This window comes from Shewanella sp. MTB7, assembly GCF_027571385.1.
Classification (GTDB): Bacteria; Pseudomonadota; Gammaproteobacteria; order Enterobacterales; family Shewanellaceae; genus Shewanella.
The window spans coordinates 1974829-1990040 of sequence record NZ_CP085636.1 but is presented as its reverse complement, the minus strand read 5'-3'; the positions used below and the strand labels follow the sequence as shown (position 1 = coordinate 1990040).

The 15212-nt window shown below is 42.0% G+C and carries 9 protein-coding genes; 1 reads left to right on the top strand and 8 read right to left on the bottom strand.

What is annotated here, in order from left to right:
- Positions 1-10: 10 nt before the first annotated feature.
- The 8 genes from HWQ47_RS08340 to HWQ47_RS08305 form a co-directional block, all read right to left on the bottom strand.
- Positions 11-697: a cytochrome b/b6 domain-containing protein gene (locus HWQ47_RS08340; protein WP_269970695.1), complete on the bottom strand. Its 687-nt coding sequence runs from the start codon at positions 695-697 to the stop codon at positions 11-13.
- Between the two features lie 14 nt (positions 698-711).
- Complete coding sequence (locus tag HWQ47_RS08335) at positions 712-1032, bottom strand: iron hydrogenase small subunit (protein ID WP_269970694.1); 321 nt, start codon at positions 1030-1032, stop codon at positions 712-714.
- A gap of 13 nt (positions 1033-1045) precedes the next feature.
- Entirely contained in the window at positions 1046-2278 is a 1233-nt protein-coding gene (gene hydA, locus HWQ47_RS08330; protein ID WP_269970693.1) for an iron hydrogenase large subunit HydA, read from the bottom strand.
- A gap of 495 nt (positions 2279-2773) precedes the next feature.
- Positions 2774-3922 (bottom strand): response regulator, encoded by a 1149-nt coding sequence (locus HWQ47_RS08325; RefSeq protein ID WP_269970692.1) that lies wholly within the window; start codon positions 3920-3922, stop codon positions 2774-2776.
- Positions 3923-4005: 83 nt separating this feature from the next.
- Positions 4006-4917, bottom strand: a complete 912-nt coding sequence (locus HWQ47_RS08320; RefSeq protein WP_269970691.1) for a diguanylate cyclase — start codon at positions 4915-4917, stop codon at positions 4006-4008.
- Positions 4918-4919: 2 nt separating this feature from the next.
- Positions 4920-8900 (bottom strand): response regulator, encoded by a 3981-nt coding sequence (locus HWQ47_RS08315; RefSeq protein ID WP_269970690.1) that lies wholly within the window; start codon positions 8898-8900, stop codon positions 4920-4922.
- Between the two features lie 105 nt (positions 8901-9005).
- Positions 9006-9374, bottom strand: coding sequence for a hypothetical protein (locus HWQ47_RS08310; protein ID WP_269970689.1), 369 nt, complete (start codon positions 9372-9374; stop codon positions 9006-9008).
- Positions 9375-10173: 799 nt separating this feature from the next.
- Positions 10174-12441 (bottom strand): TonB-dependent hemoglobin/transferrin/lactoferrin family receptor, encoded by a 2268-nt coding sequence (locus HWQ47_RS08305; RefSeq protein WP_269970688.1) that lies wholly within the window; start codon positions 12439-12441, stop codon positions 10174-10176.
- Positions 12442-12948: 507 nt separating this feature from the next.
- Here HWQ47_RS08305 and HWQ47_RS08300 point away from each other — a divergent pair.
- A complete protein-coding gene (locus tag HWQ47_RS08300; protein ID WP_269970687.1) occupies positions 12949-15186 on the top strand; it encodes an acyl-CoA dehydrogenase in 2238 nt (745 codons plus the stop codon).
- Positions 15187-15212: the final 26 nt, after the last annotated feature.

Here is a 15212-nt window from a genome sequence, read left to right as displayed (position 1 = left end):
AAGCAAGTAACTACTTATTAATCAGTTGGTCACCGCTAGTGGTAGCAGGAGATATCTCCTCTTGTACCCAAAACGGGGTGTATTCAGCCGCATCGTGATAAGGCACATTTCCATGTAGCATCATTGCTTTGAAATCATCGAAGCGATATACCGCTAGAAATAAGTGAATTGGTAGGAACGCGGTCAATAGCAAACCAAATAACAGATGTCCCATACCGAGTGCCCAGACCAAATCACGTGGTGCAACGTGTGGGATCAACCACAAGACTAAACCTGACAGGATCAGTACTGTGCCGCCAATCAGTACGCAAATGCCGAACAATTTCTGGCCAGAGTTATACTTGTTCATTGGAGGAACAGGGACTTTCTTGCCCAGTAGGAACTTTTGTGGATAGCCACCTAGCACCATAAACCATTTTACATCGCGCATAGAAAAGCTGAACAAGCGGGCAATAAATAGCACGACGCGATCGAAGGCCATTAGGGTGAAGGCAACAGCATCCAATGTCAGTACTACACCAGCTATGATATGAATATCATAGGTCAGCTGCATGCTTTCCTGTGACAATGGTTTGAAAAATAACAGTAAGCCGGTTGCTGCCAATGGCAAAAAGCTCAATAGTAAAATGTAGTGAAACACTCGAACATTAAGAGGGTGTTTCAAAACAGGTCTCATGTCGTGCTGAGCATGATTCATCGTCATTTTCTCCATTAAGAGTTCAGCTTAGTGCGGTCAACAAAGTGGGTATGTAATAGATCGTGAGACAGGTGCCCTAGGGGTTTACCACCGAACTCTTCGTAGTATTTAGTAACCGCAGGATTACCGTGGCTAACGCGCACTTTGGCAATGGTGTCATCTTTGTACAAGCCAGCACTGCGCGCCTTAATGTAATCATTACGCTTAGCCAACGTACTACTGAACCAACCAACAGGTATGGCCATTACGGCAACAAAAGCGGCACCGATAGTCATGAACTTACGACGGGAGAGGAAAAAACTGTCTTCCGCAAATTCATATTTTTTCTTAGTCATTGCTACATACTCCTTAGATATTACCAAGCCATGATGAACCACTACCGTCAATTGGTTGGCCGCCACCGTTCACACAACCACCGGCACAATTCATGACTTCGATGAAATGATAAGGGGAGGTACCGGCCATAATGTCACGCAAAATCGGTTCGATGTTATTGCCCATATCGTGAACAACGGCCACGTTAATGGTGACATCTTGACTTAGTTCCGTGTCATGCAAAGTGACCGAGGCTGTTTTCACCCCCTCAAGGCCGCGAACAGGGTTGAATTCCAACTTGGCCATTTCGTTGCCAGTCAACACCTTATGAGCGGTACGTAAAGCCGCTTCCATGACACCACCAGTGGTGCCAAAAATGGTACCAGCGCCAGTATATTCAGAAAACAAACTGTCGCCTTCAAATGCTGGAGTGGTGGCCAGATCGATATCCAGAACTTTCAGCAGTTCAGCCATTTCACGGGTCGTCAATACCGCATCAATATCCTGATATGATGGGAGATTAGCACCTTGCTCTTGGTGATATTGCCACGCTGAGTTGAACTCTGGGCGTGAGGCTTCTAGCTTTTTCGAGGTACATGGCATAACAGCGACGGTGAAAATTTTCTCCGGTTGCATGTCATAAACCTTAGCACCATAAGTTTTAGCGACTGTGCCTGCCATCTGCTGTGGCGACTTGGCTGTAGATAAGTTTGGTAACAGATTAGGATAACGAGTTTCCACATAACGAACCCAGCCTGGACAGCAAGAGGTAAACTGCGGTAAGGCTCCTGCATTAGGTTCGCCTTTAACATTGGCATGCAGACGATGAATAAACTCACTACCCTCTTCCATAATGGTCAAGTCAGCAGCAAAGTTGCAGTCAAAAATTTTGAAACCTGCTTTGTTCATTGCACCATACAGTTTACCCGTCACTAGTTCTCCAGTGCCAAGACCAAACTCTTCACCAATGGCTACTCTGACCGCAGGGGCAATGATACCCACCACAGTGGTGTTATTATCATGGAGCTTTTTAATTACATCATCTAGCGCACTGTGAGTTTCTTTTATCGCACTAAATGGGCAGTTGATTAAACATTGTCCACAACTTAAGCATTTTTCGATATTTATGCTGTGTGGAGCTCCCGACGAGCCTTCTATCGCGTTAGTCGGGCAAAATTTTTGACAAGCATCGCAGCCTTTACACTTTGATGCATCAATTTCAATCAACCCACGGATCTCTCCAGGTTGATAAGTGGTTGCTGTCATAGTCTACGTAATTCTCTTTTGATGATTTTTTATTGTGAGGGTTCAATTTTTAAATAAAACGGCTATATACTGAAAGCGCAGGGAATATAGTGTGTTATTCATTTAATTAAATTGCTTTTAATCAAGTATTGAGACTATTTCAGATGAAAAAATGATTTTTTATATATAAATTTGATGTCGACAGTGTTTATTTTCTTATACGTGCGCGAGTGACACGCCTACAAGCATCTTGAGGTGGCGGCTAAAAAACAGAGTTGAACGGTAGAAAACACTGGCCAAACAAAGGGAATCACATTGAACTGGGTTATTTTGAACACTTCGGCATTTTCATTACCTTACTAACAATTGAAGAGACAAGACAAGCAATTCAACTGACTTTCTCTCTATCGAATATAAGAAAAAATAATCAAATCAGACGTTGGGAGCTGAGTTTAGAAAAGTCTTTTGCTCGCTTACGCACAGCGGACTTATGAGTAATCAGACTTTTATCATTAATTAAACTGGTTCACTAGGCTTATTAAGTGTATTAAAGAACTTATAAAGCCCTTCTAGAATCGAACCAAGTTCTTTATTAACGAGCTCATTTTGCCCCTGACTCGCCTCTAACTTGGTCGATGTTTCATCCGCCAAACTCATCAATTTTTTCTCCTGATCTTCCTCTAAACCTAAACTAAATAACATGCCTTCTAAATCAATTAACATACCTCGCATTAAACCTTGTGAGTATTCTTCATGGGTGATTAACCGCTCTGAAGTTTGCTTAATCTGCTTCTCTGTCATAGAGATAACTTGAGTAAAAATGACTTGCCTCTGTTCAAGCATTTTTGCTCTCGCTGTCAGGTTTGCTAACTGTACATCTGCAATATCCATTAGTACTGCTAGGTGATCCCTTAACCTACCACAACGTTTCTCATCACCTAACGGCATATCTTTGATCAGTAGTACAATATGAGGATCTCTAATGATGGTTCGGATCCCAACACTGAGTATCCGTTCATTATAGTAAGAAAAACGAGTTAGCAATTCAGCTTCAATGCTATCTTTCTGACAACCCACAAAAGAGATGCTTCCAGTATCTACGCGTGAAGCCGCATGCATACCAAAGTTTAATAGGATGTTATTCATTGCCAAACCCACATCCTCAGCTAACTCTATTGACTGTACATCTTTAATAAACTGAACTATCTGACCCAGCTCACTGCTCACAGTCATGGCTTCCATGGCAATTGCCATTGCCTCTGAGGCCGATTCTTGTGCTGTGCTCATTTTCCTATGATGACTTAAACATAAATTCACTTTCTCATGCAGTTCTTCTGGCTCGGCTGGCTTAATAATATAGTCATCTGCACCGGCTTCAAAGCCTGTAAGCCTCTCCTCTACAGTATCCAATCCAGATACAAATATAATGGGAATATGAGCTGTTGCCGCCTCTTTCCTTAAGTGCACACACACTTCATATCCGGAGATACCAGGCATATCAACATCAAGCAGTAAAAGATCAGGAATGCTCTCCTTTACTGAAGCGAGACAGGTTTCACCACTGTCAGCTTCAGAGATTTCATACTCATCTTCAAGAATCCCCTTAAGCATTACTCGACTCACAGCAGTATCATCAACAATCAATATTTTTGGACGTTCTTTCATAACGGTCAATCCCTCTATTTAAGGCCATTAAACTACATTGAGTGTTGATGGGTGGTTACCTATATCTGGACACATGTGGCTAATTACTTAATATCAATTTCAGACTCAAGATCATTGCTGGCTTTAACAATACAATTCCTGCCTTTTTCCTTGGCTAAGTAAACAGCTTCATCAGCTCGAGCAAGGAGGTGTTCGAATTCCTCACCATCAGATTGCAGTTCAGCAATACCAAAACTTGCAGTGACATGAATTTGTTCGGGATCTAACTCTTCGATTTTCAACCGCAGTTGTTCAGCTTTATCTTGTGTATCATCAAGTGAACAGTGATCCAGTAATATCACAAACTCTTCACCTCCAAGTCTGGCGACGACATCCTCTTTCCGATTACAATCAGACAAAACATGCGCTACAGCCTGTAGCACAAGATCCCCACTCTGGTGTCCAAATTGATCGTTAACTAACTTAAAATTATCAATATCTATCATCATAATAGATAGTTTCCCGCCGTGCCTAGAGAGGCGAGATATTTTATTTGTTGCAGCTTCAATCAGAAAGTGACGATTGAATAAACTCGTAAGCTGATCATGCAAAGCCATGTCTCTAAGTTCATCTCTTTGTTGTTTCAAAATAACATGTGTCCCAACCCTAGCCGTTACAATCGCTGGACGTATGGGTTTAGTGATATAGTCGACGGCCCCAAGTTGTAAGCCATACTCCTCATCTTCATCGCTATCTTTGCCCGTGACAAAGATAATGGGGATATGTTGAGTTAAAGAGTTCGCTTTTAGCTTTCGGCACACTTCGTAACCATCCATATCAGGCATGATCACATCAAGCAGTATCAAATCTGGAATAGGTTCTTTTTCTGCAAGCTCCAAGCATCGAGTACCATTCCTAGCCACTTTCAAGTGATAGTCATTTTGAAGACAAGCCGCCAATATCTCAATGTTTGTACGAGTATCATCCACCACGAGAATCGTCGCTTTACCAGCCATAACTAAGAGTCCTTTACATTGCTTAAGGCTAATTTGCTGTATATAGCCACCAAGTCATTTGTCACTGAGCTCGCTTCAAGATAATCAAAATCATTGAGATAAATAAGCAGCTGATCGAAAATATTTTGCACATTCTTATCATCCGATGCCTTATTCAAAGAGCTAAAATCTTCAACATTGATATAACTCCCATCAGCAAGCTGTTTAATCAGTCGACTCAAATATTGCTCTACATCTTTAGGCGACATAAATTCTCCTGTATCTGTATCTTGATCTATTTCAGGCAGCTTTTGGTATTCAGTAATCTTCGCGCTCAAAATATCAAAAGCGGTACATAACTCTGGTAGATGACTTTGCGCCTTAGCAAGATCTCCCTCTTTAGCTGCCATTTCGATAAGCCCAGCTTGTTCCCGAAGTAATTCACCACTAACGTTCGCTGCAACCCCTTTAATGGTATGGGAGATTTGCCTTACCTCTTTAATATTTTGATTTTTTACTGCGCATTTAAGATCCTCCACTTTCGAAGGTATATCTTCCATAAACAAGTGAATAATGGAGTTGAAAAGTGTTTCTTTACCCATAGCACGCTTCATCAAACTGTCTTTGTCCCATATCATTTTATCGTCTGTCATATTATTACCAATTATAGAAGCAGGCTGAGCATCAGGGATAAAATTTGTCTCGTGTTGTTTTGAGAGATCCAGAGTATTCACTTCATGAGGTGGCGATTGAATACTCTCATTCTCCTTAGACTCTAGTTCAACTTCATCGACAACTAACCATTGATTCAATTTCGCATGCAACTTATTAGGATCAATAGGTTTAGCTAGATAATCATCCATACCAGCATCGAGGCATTTATCTTTATCACCCATCATGGCATTGGCTGTCATGGCAATGATAGGGATCTGTCGACACCCTTCACCTGCGATTCCCTCACGAATTTGACGCGTCGCTTCATACCCATCCATTTCGGGCATTTGACAATCCATTAAAATTAAAGAAAAGGGAGGTGTTTTCACCTCCTGTAACATCTTAACTGCCTGTGATCCATTATCTGCCATGCTCACAGAAACATTAAGATCTTCTAATATTCCAGTAGCAACAAGTTGATTAACATAATTATCTTCCACTAGTAGAATATGTATCGATTCTGATAGCTCCAATGCTTGATGATCATTGGCATGGTTTAATGTTTGTAGATAATGGTGAGTAATTAACGGCTGAGCCCCTTCCATTACTTCTCCATCATCGAAGATGATAGACAGAGCGTCGAAAAGATCGCTAGTTGTAGTGGGCTTAGGGAAGTAAGCACTAAAACCTAAATCCGCAAAGAACTTAGCATCACCGATTTGAGACATAGAGGTCATCATTACCAATTTAATCGATGCAAATCTTGTATCATTTTTTAATCGCCGACCTAACTCTGCACCATCTATGTCTGCCATCTGCATGTCTAAAAATGCCACATCAAACTGAAGTAGTCCTGGGTCTTGGTCTCTGAAAGAACAAAGCTCAATTGCATGAATGGCACTGTCAGCGCCCACCACGCTAGCCCCCCAAAGCTGCAACTGCTCGATGATAACCTCTCTGTTTGTTAGATTATCATCGACGACGAGCAAACTAAGCTGTTCAATATTGACTGTAGGTACCACTAGTTGAGAATGCTCACTCCTGAGTAAATCAACCTCCAACTCAAAACAACTTCCCTTTCCAACCTCACTCGTTACTGATATGTCGCCCCCCATGAGACCACAGATCCGTTTCACTATAGCTAGTCCTAATCCTGTTCCACCGAATTTGCGCGTTGTAGAGCTATCAACTTGACTAAAAAAATCGAAGAGGCTCACCAGTTTATCAGTGGGAATACCGATACCAGTATCAGTCACTGAACATGAAAACCGCCACAAAGCTTCATCCTTCGCTGGCAACAGTTTAGCGCGTATTGTGATCTCACCATCTTGAGTAAACTTAATCGCATTGCTGACCAAATTGGTCAAAGCCTGACGCAAACGACTAGGATCTCCCTTAACGTAAGCTTGCTCTATCCCTTTAAGATCTAAGATTAACTCAATGTTTTTGTGCTGCGCCTGATGCGCCATTCCTTCGGCAAATTCACCTAACATACTTCTTAGGTTAAATTCCAACTCCTCTAGCTCCAGCTTACCCGCATCAATTTTTGAGTAATCCAAAATATCATTGATTAACGTTAACAAAGACTGAGCACTTGATTGGGCTATCCCCACTCTTCGTTGCTGAAAGTCAGTGAGTTTCGAATTGTAAAGGAGTCCTAGCATACCTAAGACACCATTCATCGGTGTACGGATCTCATGACTCATACTGGCCAGAAACTCACTTTTAGCCTTCACTGCTGACTCAGCTGCTTCCTTTGCTTGTTGGTGCTCACTCTGAGTTTGCATTCTCTGGCTAATATCATGGAAACTCCAGACTCGTCCCAGAAATTCTTTACCACTATTCATCGATAATGAAACTTGTTCAAACACTCTGCCATCTTTAAAAAAAAGTGTATCGAAACCTTCCAATTCAGGTTCTTGATAAAGGCTTTCTATAGCATCTATAAAGCTGTCTCCATCGATAAGTTGTAACTTATCCATATAGGCAAATTCACCATGCTCTAGGTTCTCCAGTGTCTCAGGTGTTATGGACCAAATATCACAGAAGCGATGATTAAACTGCAACACACGCCCATCGGGATCAGTGACTAAGATGCCATTATCGGTCGACTCCATCACTGAGAGCATTAATGATAGGCCTTTTTTAACCCGTAAATCTGACTCTTTCCTCTCGGTTATGTCGGTACGAATGGCGACATAGCTTTCAGGTTCACCTGCAGCATTATTGAAAGGAACAATGGTTGTATCAACCCAATAATAGCTGCCATCTTTAGCACGATTACAGATCTCTGCACTCCAAACCTCTCCCTTAGAGATCACACTGTACATCTGGGTAAAAAACGCCTTAGGATGGCGACCTGAATTCAATAAACGATGATTTCTACCAATCAATGCCTTCTCACTATAACCGCTGATCTCCGTAAATAACCGGTTCACATAAGTAATCGTCCCATTCACATCAGTGATGGCCACAATGGCATGTTGGTCTAATGCAAACTTTTGGTTCTCTAAACGATTAAGTGCCTCAACGGCCTGTAAATTAGCCTGGCTAAGCGAGTCTTCAAAGGTTCTTCTGGTCACCAGTAACTCATTAAACGCATCTACCAATTGAGAGATCTCATTGTTACAGCCAACCTGTATCGGTTCGACATTCACTCCTTTGGCAACATCCAGATTGGCTTTGACAAGTTTTTTCACTGGTTTGGTTATCTTTCTTGCAACAAATATTGATGTGAATATGACGACGAATATCGTTATAGCAACGAGTATTAAGGTCATTCTCGCAAGCCAATTAATCTCATCCAGCGCTTCTTCACGATCAACCTCACTAATCAGCAACCACTCAACATCAGCTAAACTCACCGATTGATGCAAGCCAATAACACTTTTGCCATTGGGTCCTGAATACTCTGAGGCGAGTGAATCAATTCCCGTGGCCTTAATAACCTCAGAGCTAGCATTTCGATCATTTTTAGAGCGACTCTCCAACCAAGCTCTAAACTGAGCAGTATCTATCGACTTAATAGCCACTTCATCCCAATTATCTTGAATAGGTGATAACAAGAGACCATTTTCATCGACTAAATAGTGAGTTAATGAACTCTTGTTACCTACAGCTAAATTCATTGATGTAAAAACTGGCTCAAAACGTAACTGAATGGCTATTGCGCCAATAGCTTGACCATGATCATCAAACATGGCTGAAACAATAAAACTTGAGATAGCTGCCGAGGAAAGTGAATAACGTTCTATTCCAGAAAAACTTGCTTTTCCTGTGTTTAACGTATTTTGGACACTATTAGAAAACAGCGAATACCTTAATACGGGGCTATAGATGTTCTCTCCCAAATCACCTTCTTTAGCGACCGAGTAAAGAATATTGCCGTTGGGATCTATCAGGTAAATATCACTAATGTAATCATAGCTTTCAACCAGTGTAACTGCATGATTTTGTTATGGTTTTACACTGCTGTACCAACCAGGGCTTTTCACATACTCAGTGGGAGTCAGCTCGCTCGAAACTAAACCCTCACTTAGATATGCTAACATTTTAGGCATATGACGAGATTCAGCTTCGACTCTTAAATCGAGTAAGCGATAGTTAAACCAAGACTCAATAGCTTGTGTTGTCAACACAGATGATTGAGTTAACTCATCTTCTGCCGCATTGACTAAACTCTGCTTTGCTTGTTCATAACTAAACCAAGAAACACCAATGAGTGGAAGTAGTGATAGCGCAAGAAACCATAAAGTAAGACTATAGCTAAGAGAATGATATCTTCTATTTCCACGACGGCCTTCGTTATTTGATATCTCATCCATACAGATTCAGCACCTTAGCCAGTTAACGTCTAGAATCATCCCCCCTCAACACGACATCTATTCTTTGCCAAGTAAGACAGAAGCAAATTCATCTCATATTGAGTACGTAAGATGTTCATAATGAGCTTAGTCCAAGAACTGAAATTTTCCACATAGCACCATGTGGGTATTTATTTAATAAATATAAACAGATATCTAAACCAGACATGAAGTGCAGATCCTCAATACCAGACATTTAAGCGCAATTGCAATCACCAGAAACGACAGCTCGCCCTTTGACTCCAATAACACTGCACTGTGGGTTTCAAAGCCCTAGATACTGCGTTGAATGATTTAGATATACGACTGCATGGTCTATTTTGTTCCATACAAAATGAGACATTTCCTCCCTCCCTGGAGGTCAGATGCAGAAAATAGGGCGAAGCACGACTGAATGGATTCAGGAGGTAGAGTAACGCAGGAGCAATTACCGAGTATGCCAGAGCCGAGAATAACTATTAGCTTCAATCATCCGTAAGCCACATGGATGTGGTGCATATCGATATTGCACGACTATAGGGATATAGGAGGTAGAGCATTGTCAGGAATAAATGCCGAGAAGCAAAATATTAACCTTGCCTTCAGCGCTTTGAATTCCCGCTGAATGAACAGATACTTAATGTAATTGGTATAACTACACCGCCAACGAATTCAGATAATACCAGAAGGGATTTTGCAGAATTTAGACATTGGCGCTCTGGGTCAGAGCGCTCAATTTTTCTTTAGATATTACTCAACGCAACGATGATTAAGCGGATGATTAAAACTGATAATTAACTTTAACGCTGAAATAACGGCCTGGCTGAGTGAAGTCTTCTTTTTCTAAATCCATACTTGCACCTAACAGAAATACTGATTGACCAGCAACATCGGTATAATCGATATATTCTTTATCGAATAGATTATAAACACCCGCACGTAGCTTCCAGTTATCATCAATTCGTAAGCCAAATGTGAGATCCATAACCGCATAACCAGCTGTACCGTAGACCTCATTAAACTCCTCTTTAGGAATACATAAGCCCATGGCACAAATATCATCCTCGGCTAACTCGATATCATTAGTGCGGCTCATATCATCTGCCCAGCGAACGACTGCGCCAAAATCTGCTTCCATATTGGCAATATCGGTATACCAGTTAATACCAGCATTCCCCTTGAGTGGGCTAACACTGTTAAGGTAATCGCCATTTTCATCTTCACCATAAGTGTAAGAGACGTTACCCCATAGCTCGACGCTATCAGTCAGCCAATGATTAATCTGAGCCTCAGCACCGTACAAGGTCACTTCATCACGGTTGAAGTACTGGTACTTAAACTCCATAGGTTTCATCTCAGGGAAAAACACTGGGGGTTTATAACTTACATATTGCCAGTCAATATAGTCTTTTACCTGAGTATAGAAAGCTGTTAACTCATATTGTGTGTCGCTATGATTACCACGAACACCGATTTCCCAAGTATGAGACTGCTCAGATTCTAGATCATAGTTAGCCTGAATCATCACATCGGTCATCGAGCCAGCATCGACTTCTAACTCGCCCCATTTTTGATCTGGCGTTGGCATCTTGTAGCCGTAGGCGTACTGACCATAGACGCTGACAGAGTCAGCCAATTGGTAAACTAATCCTAGTTTCGGTGACCAGAAATTGTCACTCATGGCCTGGAAATTCGCAGGATCTTTACCAGCGTCTACTGCCTGTTGTTGATCTGGTGTGTTGCGGAAATAGTCATAACGCAAACCCGCAATTAAATTCAAATCGCCATCTAACAGAGTGACGTCATCCTGCACAAAAATACCTAAGCGCTGGCTGTCGGTAGTGGCAAAGGTGAATGGGTTTTTAGTATCGCCTGTAATAGGATTATTTACCGTGCGATGACGTGACATAGTGGAAATTTCATAGTCCAGACCATAGGTGAACTGATGACCATAGCTATCACCGCCAATATACTTGCTGAAGGTGCTGTTAATCCCGATACGTTGGTCTTCAAAGCTATAATCGCGGACTTCACTCAAACCATAAATAGTGCCAGCTTTGTTCCATTCATAATAGTCTCTATGCTCTAATTGCTCGGTTTGGCCAAAATAAGCTGTTACCGTTAAGGTGTCGTGCATTTGAGTCGGCTTCTTTGACACTAACTGCACGGCACCATTAATGACTTGAGTATCTCGGTTGCTCTCAACATTTTCGTCCAGCTCACCGACCTTATCGAATTCGTATTCCCAGCGCTTAAGGGTCTGTTCAAGATAATCTAAGGTCAGCTGAACAGAAGTGTATTCATTGAAATGGTATTTACTCTTAAACAGTACACTATCTTGCACTAGGTCACTGTCTGGCTGAGTGTCATAGAAATTAGGTTGTTCTTCGCCGGTACGATGTTGATAGGTCAATAAGTTTTCAAAGCCGCCATAGGCTGCTGCACTGGTGAAACCTGCCGCGTATTCGTCGTTGACGCCCGCATAGCCTGCATTAACCGACACGTAATAGTCATCACCCATTAGGTAGTCACTTGCGTCTTTGGTACGCATAACGACCACGCCACCAAGTGCATCAGAGCCATACATGGTCGATGCAGCAGCTTTAAGCACTTCGACTTGTTTAAGCCCTTCGACCTCAGTCAAACCGCGGCCTGTACCTTCTGCGCCTGGGCCAAGTGGTGAAGCATACTGGTTGTTAACGCGTACGCCATCTTTAACCATCATGACGCGATTACCACCAATACCACGAATGGTCACTGTGGTCGGTTTACCCGCACCACCTTTAACACCGATGGCCGATTCATTTCTAAATAAACTAGAAAAATCGGTACTCATATTGCGTGCTATCGCCTCTTCGTCGATAACCACGACAGAACCTGCAACTTGGTCTAACGTCTGCTCCATTCTTGAACCAGAGATCACAATGATCTCATGAAAGTTTGACTCAGTTGTTTGAACCTCATTGGCTACAGCCTGTGGAACCAAGGTAACAGCAATAGCAGTACTTATTGCAGTTGTAAGTAAGTTGACCGAAAGCAGCTTCATCATCGACACCTTTTGCAAATCTAAATAGGAACTAATCTCATTTTATGGCGCGGGATTCTACCATGGAGAGATATTTGCAAAGCGATCGGCATCTCATTATCGCAACTGTGTTGAAGTAAAAAAAATAAGCGCTACCAATCCTCTATATTAGATAATATTTAAACAATAAAAGCCTAACCAAGTAATACAAAAAATGCATATTGACTACAGATATTTCAAAACGTCACAAGCATAAGATGCGTAAATTTAACCTAGCGATTATTCAGTACACAGCTTGTGTATGAATAGACAAACAGTAGCTTTATATTGTCAAATATCTTGTTGAATAGATTAAATTACAATAAAAACATTTTAAGCGTACACGTGTAAGTTAATGAAACCTTACAGATAACATATCAACAACCATTAAAAAATAAAACGATCGTTTAAAATAATCGTTTAGAGTTATTGATCTAAAACTAAATTTATGTCGTAATGTGAGCTGAATTTCTGGCCGGATGAGCAAAGATTATGAGCATAAGAACACAATTAAAAAAAATAATGCCGAGTATTTCCACCACAGAACAAGAAGCACTTGATGCTGGTGATGTGTGGTTAGAAGGCTCTATCTTCCAAGGAAAACCCGACTTCTCTGCGCTACGAGAGATCCCGGTCGCCAAATTAAACACAGATGAGCAAGCATTCCTAGATGGTCCAGTTACAACCTTAATCGAGATGGTTGATGACTTTGCAATTCAAAGCGATAAACATCTGCCCGCTCATATTTTAAATTTTCTAAAAGACAACAAATTCTTTTCATTAATCATTCCAAAATCCTATGGCGGACTCGAGTTCAGCCCTTATGCCAATTCAACGATTGTGGCCACTATCGCCGCTAAAAGCTCAGCAGTAGCCGTAACTGTGATGGTTCCTAACTCTCTGGGCCCCGGTGAATTACTGATGCATTATGGTACCGACAAGCAACGTGATTTCTGGTTGCCTCGCTTGGCCAATGGTCAAGAGATCCCTTGCTTTGCACTTACCAGTCCAGAGGCGGGTTCCGATGCCGGTGGGATCCCTGATATAGGGATTGTCACTGTTGGTGAATATGAAGGTAATCAAGTTCTTGGACTGTCCGTCACCTGGGATAAACGCTATATAACCTTAGCGCCTATCGCTTCAGTGCTTGGTCTCGCTTTTAAGGTTCAAGATCCAAAAGGACTGCTTGGCGGCAAAGAAGATCTTGGCATTACCTGTGCGCTTATCCCTAAATCACACTCAGGTGTCGAATTAGGCAACCGACATGATCCTATGGGCGTTAACTTCTATAACGGAACCACTCGAGGTAAAAATGTCTTTATTCCTATGGACTTCATCATAGGCGGACAAAAAAACATCGGACGTGGTTGGTCCATGTTAGTTGCCTGTCTCGGCGCTGGTCGAGGGATTTCGCTGCCAGCTTTAGGGGCTTCAGTAAGCCAATGCTCATTTAAATCATCGGCAGAATATGCCGCCGTTCGTGAGCAGTTTGGGTTATCGATAGGCAAGTTTGAGGGCATTCAAGAAAAACTTGCTGACATAGCAGGCAAAACGTACCTACAGGAATCAATGCGTGTTCTGACAACTGAAGGACTCGGAATTGGGCTTAAGCCTTCTGTGGTTACCGCTATAGCAAAGTACCATATGACAGAGCTTGGCCGAGATATACTTAACTCAGCCATGGATATTCAAGCGGGTAAGGCGATTCAACGTGGTCCACAAAATACCTTAGCTTCTGGTTATGTTGCTCAGCCTATCGCAATCACTGTAGAAGGCGCCAACATTCTTACCCGCAATTTAATGATATTCGGTCAAGGCGTCATGCGTTGTCATCCACATATGCAAAGTATGGTTGAGGCGATCCATAGCAATCATTCTAATGCCGATAAAGTGTTTAATAGTATATTTCGCAAAACCATCGGCTACAGCATCAACAACAGCTTACGCGCCTTCCGTTTAGGGTTACTGCCGTTTACTGCCCAATCAAGCTCAAACTTGCCAGAAGTTGCCCAATATGAGAAATCAGTCAATAAGCTAGCCTCTAAACTAGCCGTGTACGCCGACTTTTCTTTGTTGGTATTAGGCGGGAAACTCAAACAAGCAGAGATGCTATCAGCCCGTTTAGGCGATGTGATGAGTTACCTCTACGCAGCCATGGCCTCGATACGTTATTACGAGCAAGCCATTCCAGCAGAGCAACGCTCACAAGCGGCACCCTATTTTCACTACGCAACGCGTTGGTCACTGTGTAAAGCAGAAGAAGCAATACTCGCCTTTTTGGAAAATTTTCCTTCATCGGCCACACGTAAATTAATGCGTGCATTAACGGTAACTTACTCGGCTAAAATGCCAAAAGTGAATGATAACTTAGTCAGAGAACTTGCCGAGCAAGCTCAACTTAATACCGCGTTTAAGAAAAACCTAACCCATTTGATCAAGCCAGTTGTTGGCGACGGTAACTACATCAATGAACAAGCCTATCTAGCCAAGATGGATTGTCTGCCTTTACTCGCTAAGATTAAGAAAGGCTTGAAAACTCGCCAATTCAAATCCGGTACTCGCTTCTCTATCACCCTTGATAATGCACTTGAAGCGAAAGTGGTCAGTGACAGTGAGCATAAACAGCTACTCGATTATAATCTTAAACGTGAGCGCGCTATTCGGGTTGATGAATTTGATTTTAATATGAATTTAATTACTGAAAAAGCTGATTTAAAAATAGCCAACTAACTATTTTTCAAGTGGCAATTAAGCAA